A 6,000-nucleotide genomic window follows, 5' to 3' on the forward strand; every position below is an offset into this window, starting at 1 on the left:
AATGGAACACAACTTGCTTATATTTCAACAATGCAATAATCCATAACCCATCCTCATCCTCTCCCATTCAGATCCGTCATCCCAACTGTCAGTAAAGCGGTGAAAGGAATCATCATGAGCCTAGTTCGAATCGTTCACCTAAGTGACTTGCATTTCAGTGAGAAAAAAGACGAAGACGTATGGGATACTGTGGTTGACTACATCAACAACGTCATTCAACCCGATTCAATATTAATTACCGGCGACATTACAGACAATGCAAACAATCGGGAATTCTCTTACGCCAAGGAAATGCTTGACAAGTTAAATACCGGCCACAGCCAGGACAATAAATATTGGATCATTCCGGGCAATCACGACCGATATGCCTTTCGTGGCACGACCTGGACAAAAGTGATTCCAACACGATGGTTACATGGTTATAAAAAAGATATATTTGAGCAGTATTTCAATGATTACTATCCCAAATCCGATAAACAAGCAGACCTGCAGCTAGGTGATAATGGCAATCTATGGCGAGTCAGAGTGATCGGTATCGACTCTAATGATAGTGATTGCTGGTTTGCGCAAGGTGCTGTCAAACAGGGCGTGGCAGCCAGTGTGGCCAAATGCGCGCTGGACGATAAACAGAGCGATTTGGTGATTGCCCTGATTCACCATCACCTGCTCCCCATCCCTCAAATAGAACAAGATGGCTCCAGACGAGGCATTTCTGGCATGGTGAATGCAACAGGGCTGATCAATTCAGGCACCATGCTGCACCACCTGTCCGAAGCCCAGGTCAATATTGTGTTGCATGGCCATGAGCATGCATGTCATTTCGCCAAATTCAGCGGGTCTGGGGCCAATGCCGGGACAACAGTCGTATTGGCGGCCGGTTCCGGCACAGGCGAAAAGACCTTGGTTGGTTGGTCGCTGAATCGTGTCCATTTCAATGTGCTGGAACTGGAATCAAATCGATCCGTCTTTTTGCGCGAAGTGACCTATGGCAATGCGGGCCTGCAACTGGGCCCACAACGCCTGGTCGTGTCAGGTGCCGCCATTCGCCAGGCCCGATTCACACGACGTAATCGCCGCAGCGATACCTCAAGTAGAGGGTTACCGTCGTCGCATATCAAGAAACTCTTCATTCTCGACAAGGATCGCTCTGCAACCGTCATCGAATCCCGAACCGACATCGCCATCAAATCAGAGCTATCCTTTACCACCAAGTCGGCCTCAGGCCATCTGGATGGCGATGCCGATTTTGAACTGGAATGGAATCCAGCCCATATCGAGCATGCCAGGGCACCATTTGTCATCGCCAGGAATGGCGACCACGAAGCCTATAGCTGTGGCTTGCCGCTGAAAGCCCAGCATGCCGTACTGCTCAAACGTCTGACGGTGCGCTGGCGCTGGGCCGGTGCCATGCTATTGAGGATGTCGGACAAAAATCTGCTGCCACCTGCCGCCATTACCGGTCTACGGCTCAAAAACCGGGAATTCGTGGTGTTACGCATCGGTGAAAACGAAGAATTTCAACAGGGCTCCATCACACTTGGCATGCCTGCAAGTCATGCGCCGACTGCGGATCAATTCCGTGTCGACTGGGAAGAGCCTGACCATCGAGATGTCTTAAACCCTTCTGAGGAATTGACACGCGCACTGGAGTTCTGCGGGCCAGGGCATGTTGAACTGCGAATCCCCTACCCCGCACCAGGTTATTGCTACTACTTGAGCTGGCCCATCTCGCAGGACGAAGAAGAGTACCGAAAAAACCGCGAGATCATGAAAACCATCCAGCTCTCTGCACGAGATCTTCAGGCCAAAGCATTTGAAATGATCACAAAAGGCATCCCGCCCGCCTGTATCCGGATCGCGCTGTATGCGCAGACCAAAGACAACGTGCCCTACCTGTATCGCCTGATCGATGATAACGACTCCCCTGATCAGCTCAACTTTTTCGATCCAAGAAGTCGTGCACGGGCTGCCATGTTTGGGGACGCACAAGTCATCAGCAGCGATATCGATGAAAACAATGACCTGCGTCAGGACGAATGCCTGGTCTTGTTCGCACCCGTTGTCACCTTCCTGGGCGATTGCGGCAATTGTCCAGCGCTGTTACGGGTAGCCGCAAAAACAGACAGCGGCCTGAAATGGCCAAGCGATGAACCGATCAACGAAAAAGTCTCCGCGTTCATTGGTACTGCCTATCTGGCTGCAGTCCATATTGCCTGGCTCGCCCAGTTTTATCACCAACGTTCTATCAATCCGATCCTGAAAGGACTACATGATGACAACTTCAATCAAGCAACGCTTAGCAAATAGGCCCGATTCAACAACCAAACGCATTTCGCAAAAAGAAAGCGCACACATCGTCAGTCTGAATCCCGGCCCAGGCATCCCGTTGTCCATGCTTTCGTCTGATATTCAGCAACGCCTTCGTGATGGGCAACCTGTATCGGAAGACGACTGGGGGTATGCGCTGCTTAAAAAGGATTGATCAATTGAGCAGATGGCCTCATCGGTCATGCCAGGTCGGCTCAGCATCATCAGCGTCACAACGCACAAAACCGGGCGGCAAGCACAAACAGTGATGGATATGCCCCGCCCGCTTCCGATACCATTGCCACCAGCACCAACCGGCCAAACCCTATCGGGCGCCCCGGCATTGCAACACGCCGGGCCGTCACCACAACTCAACGATCACATACCATGACATTACCCCGAATCATCACATTCGCCACGCTTCTGTTACCCCAAATCACCTTCGCAGCCTCCATCACTGGCACATTGATCGGCGGTGGTGGAATCGACGACATGCGCATTGTCGTCCAAGCCCCCAATGGCAAAAAAATCACAGCCTATTGCACAGACAAATGTGGCGACTGGTTTGAAGCAGACGCCAATGACATTTCATCCCTCAAAAAAGCACTAAAAGGCAAAACAGTCATCCTTAAGTACCAGGCCGAACCAAACCGGGACCGCATCGCCGGCCCCAGCTCAGACGAAACGCTCGTGTTTGTAAAACAAATTGAATTTATTCGGTCTGGGCGGGACTAACAGCCGCTAACAAAACCCAGCAAAGTGGTTCTGGTTAGGCGTGCAAACAAAGGCAGTACAAGCGTACGACGAGCTTGCACAACAACACCAGAAGGGTTTTGTTAGCGGTGCTAAGCTCTCCAACTTCATCCTGCACCAATATTGGTCAGAAGAAGCCGGAGACAGCTCGGCACAACACATGCCATCAAACAGAAATCAATACCTTAAACCAAGCAACTGCGTCATTGTCATTACACGCAAACTGGCAGTCGTACCCATCTATTAACTGTTAACCGCCATGGACATCCAAAGCCTTACCCACGCAATCTATGAAGATCTTGAGCCACAAATAGTCGCGTGCCGACTAGCTGATGGCAATCTTGTCATTGAGCTGGAATGCACCGACTGGAGCGGCTCCGCTCGGCGTCGCCTCTTTGAGCTGGTTTGTAGCCAAGTCAAGGAATCACATGTACTTATCGGAGAAGTCGGCTTCATCGACTTCGTCGACGAACATCCTGTCTTACTTGAACACACCGGCCCACAAGGGGGCCTCTACTTTTCGTCTAAGCCAGCCTGTCCCGCCGAAGTGTACTTGGTTGCTCACCAGGTATTGGACGACATCTTCAAGGGCTGGATCGAGCCGAGACACTTTCTCAATGGCGGGCCAAACAACATACACACGTATCTCGCTGGCGGATTCGGCCTGCTTGCAAATGGCCCGCTCGCTGCGCTGGCACCACTGTGCGAAGCAACCACCCCGTTGCTCAAGCTGAGCCTTGTGCAAACACACGTTGCCCAAGGAAGCAGCAAAGCACTGCTGCTAGGCTCCTGCTGGGTCGTTTGTGAAGCAGTCGCGGTGATTGAGCGTGGCGACTAACACTTCGTCAAAGCAGGGTCAGGCCTCAGGTTCGTGGCAAACCGCCTCGATATTGTGTCCGTCCGGACCAATGACGAAAGCCGCATAGTAGTTCGCGTGATAGTGCGGGCGCAGACCTGGCGCACCGTGGTCTTTACCACCCGCCGCCAAAGCTGCGCGATGGAAAGCGTCAACCTGCTGGCGATTCTTGGCCACGAACGCCAAATGAAGATGCGCTGGCTTCTCCTCGGTTTGGAACAGGCACAACGACACCTTACCCTCTGGCGGGCAAAGCTCGACACCGTACGCCGGCGCCCCCTCCGAAACAACAGCAACACCGAGCGGTTCAAGTGCCTTGCAGAAGAATGCTTTACTCGCTGCATAGTCGCTGACCCCAAACTTGACGTGATCAAACATGAACTCTCCTGAAGTGTATGGGCCTGCATGGGCCTGATAGTTATTCAATCACCCGCGGTGCCAGGCCTGATTCATTACGAAAACCAGCCAGGCATTTCGCGAAATTACAATCTTGCGTTCAAATCCAACACTTACCGCATCTCGTTACACACATCTTTTTAAGCATTCAAAAACAGTTGATTACAAGGAACCATTACCAATCCTTCAATAGCATTGCCAACGTGTTACATCAACGGCTTACGCAAACCAGCACCCTGCAAATTGCATGACGGGCATTTGCCCCATGGGTCGTAGGACAGTTGTTCCTTGACCGCGCCGCTGTCGTCGCTGAGGGTAATCACCGAGCCCAGGTGATCGCGATGGAAATAGGCGAGCTGCTGGGGGCCGGTGGCGGTTCAGTCGTGGATCAGGGCACTGACGTGATCCCAGTAAGTGATAAATTGTTAAAGAGCATCAACACCAATGCGGCCACAACGAGCGATGAATCCCGTCAAGCCTTGCCGAGCAGCGCAGCATGGGGCGGGAAGACGGCAAAAGTTGTTTGAGCGAAGCGAGTTCTTTTGCCGCCGCCCCAGGCGAGCCGCGCAGGGTACCCGCAATCAGCGGGCAAGGCGCACGGGGCGCCTTCTTTTGGGGACTTTTCTTGGCGAAACAAGAAAAGTCTCGCGTCTGCCGGGCGCAACCGGCATCTAATTGCAATTATCCGAAGCTGGACAGTTACACAAGCCCAACCAGTTTCGCTGCTTTCTTCTCAACCAAAATAGACCCCAGTGCTAGCATCTTAGGAAGCTCTACACGATCCTCCGCCGATACCTTTCTTATACACTCGTCGTCCAGCCATACTTCATCAGCAACGATACGTAAAGCTTTACCCTTTTGCGACTCTCTCAGCGCATCAAAACCTAACTCAGCCCATTTTCCCTTCCTAATTGGATCTTGGGTTGTATATAAATATAAATCAAATTCATCAGGCAAAATTTGCGGCATCACATCCCGCTCAGTCAGAATCTTACAAACCCCCAATAAAATAAGATCCTTAAAGTATTCAGACACATAAAGGACCTTTCCTACAACACTCCCCCCAGAGACGGGGATACCAATCACCATACCCACGCTTATATTCTTCTTCACTGTCCTATCCTTCTTAATGTCTCATCCCAAAGTTCAGTTGAAACTGCTTCACTATATTTTCTGGCATTTGGGTTAAATGGTGAATATGATCGATAAATATTCATCAGTGGCGTATCGGAGTTACGCAATACATTCCCACCATAATGATCAATCAGTGCTTGCTCAAGCCCTTTTGCCTGTGCTTTAGTCAGATTGTTTCTCCATATAATTTCACCAGCTAAGTGATCTTTCCCTGGTGTAACTTCGTGTTTCAGGAGTCTGTCTGGTGCATCCCCTCTACCGATATACCTGACTACATTATCCTCATCACGAAGCACATAGATTCCCTGACCATACAACTTATCATAACTAGCGCCTGTACCGCCTTTGACCGCCCCCTTCTCCGCCCCTCGCGCCACCTTCGCCAGCGTCGTCCCCTTGGTCAGCAGCTTCCCACCCGGCACCATGCCCAACACCATGCCACCCGCCTCGACCCAGCGATTGACCGGCTCGCCCGTCAGTAAATCCTTCCCGGTGACCACCTGCGCTGCCGATTTGGCCGAACCCAGTACCGGTACCAAGTCCAGACCCAGTGA

7 protein-coding genes are annotated in these 6,000 nt (G+C 51.6%); 4 read left to right on the forward strand and 3 right to left on the reverse strand.

Features of this window, described 5'->3' with window-relative positions; genetic code table 11:
- The first annotated feature begins 114 nt into the window (after nucleotides 1-114).
- The 3 genes from FFS57_RS22535 (at nucleotide 115) to FFS57_RS22545 (ending at nucleotide 3,898) form a co-directional block, all read left to right on the forward strand.
- Nucleotides 115-2,307: a metallophosphoesterase family protein gene (locus FFS57_RS22535; protein ID WP_137940091.1), complete on the forward strand. Its 2,193-nt coding sequence runs from the start codon at nucleotides 115-117 to the stop codon at nucleotides 2,305-2,307.
- 492 nt (nucleotides 2,308-2,799) lie between these two features.
- On the forward strand, nucleotides 2,800-3,042 hold the full coding sequence (locus FFS57_RS22540; protein ID WP_137940092.1) for a hypothetical protein: 243 nt from the start codon (nucleotides 2,800-2,802) through the stop codon (nucleotides 3,040-3,042).
- Between the two features lie 277 nt (nucleotides 3,043-3,319).
- Entirely contained in the window at nucleotides 3,320-3,898 is a 579-nt protein-coding gene (locus FFS57_RS22545; RefSeq protein WP_137940093.1) for a hypothetical protein, read from the forward strand.
- Between the two features lie 18 nt (nucleotides 3,899-3,916).
- Here FFS57_RS22545 and FFS57_RS22550 read toward each other — a convergent pair whose 3' ends face one another.
- On the reverse strand, nucleotides 3,917-4,294 hold the full coding sequence (locus FFS57_RS22550) for a VOC family protein (protein ID WP_137940094.1): 378 nt from the start codon (nucleotides 4,292-4,294) through the stop codon (nucleotides 3,917-3,919).
- 359 nt (nucleotides 4,295-4,653) lie between these two features.
- On the opposite strand from FFS57_RS22550, the gene FFS57_RS22555 reads away from it, so the two are divergent.
- A complete protein-coding gene (locus tag FFS57_RS22555) occupies nucleotides 4,654-4,839 on the forward strand; it encodes a hypothetical protein (RefSeq protein WP_137940095.1) in 186 nt (61 codons plus the stop codon).
- A gap of 172 nt (nucleotides 4,840-5,011) precedes the next feature.
- On the opposite strand, the gene FFS57_RS22560 is transcribed toward FFS57_RS22555, so the two are convergent.
- Both FFS57_RS22560 and FFS57_RS22565 read right to left on the reverse strand, forming a co-directional pair.
- Nucleotides 5,012-5,425 (reverse strand): hypothetical protein, encoded by a 414-nt coding sequence (locus FFS57_RS22560; protein ID WP_137940096.1) that lies wholly within the window; start codon nucleotides 5,423-5,425, stop codon nucleotides 5,012-5,014.
- A partial coding sequence (locus FFS57_RS22565; protein ID WP_249384129.1) for a pre-toxin TG domain-containing protein occupies nucleotides 5,422-6,000 on the reverse strand: 579 nt, incomplete at its 5' end. The genes FFS57_RS22560 and FFS57_RS22565, both read right to left, overlap by 4 nt.

This window comes from Chitinivorax sp. B, assembly GCF_005503445.1.
In the GTDB taxonomy this organism is placed as follows: Bacteria; Pseudomonadota; Gammaproteobacteria; order Burkholderiales; family SCOH01; genus Chitinivorax.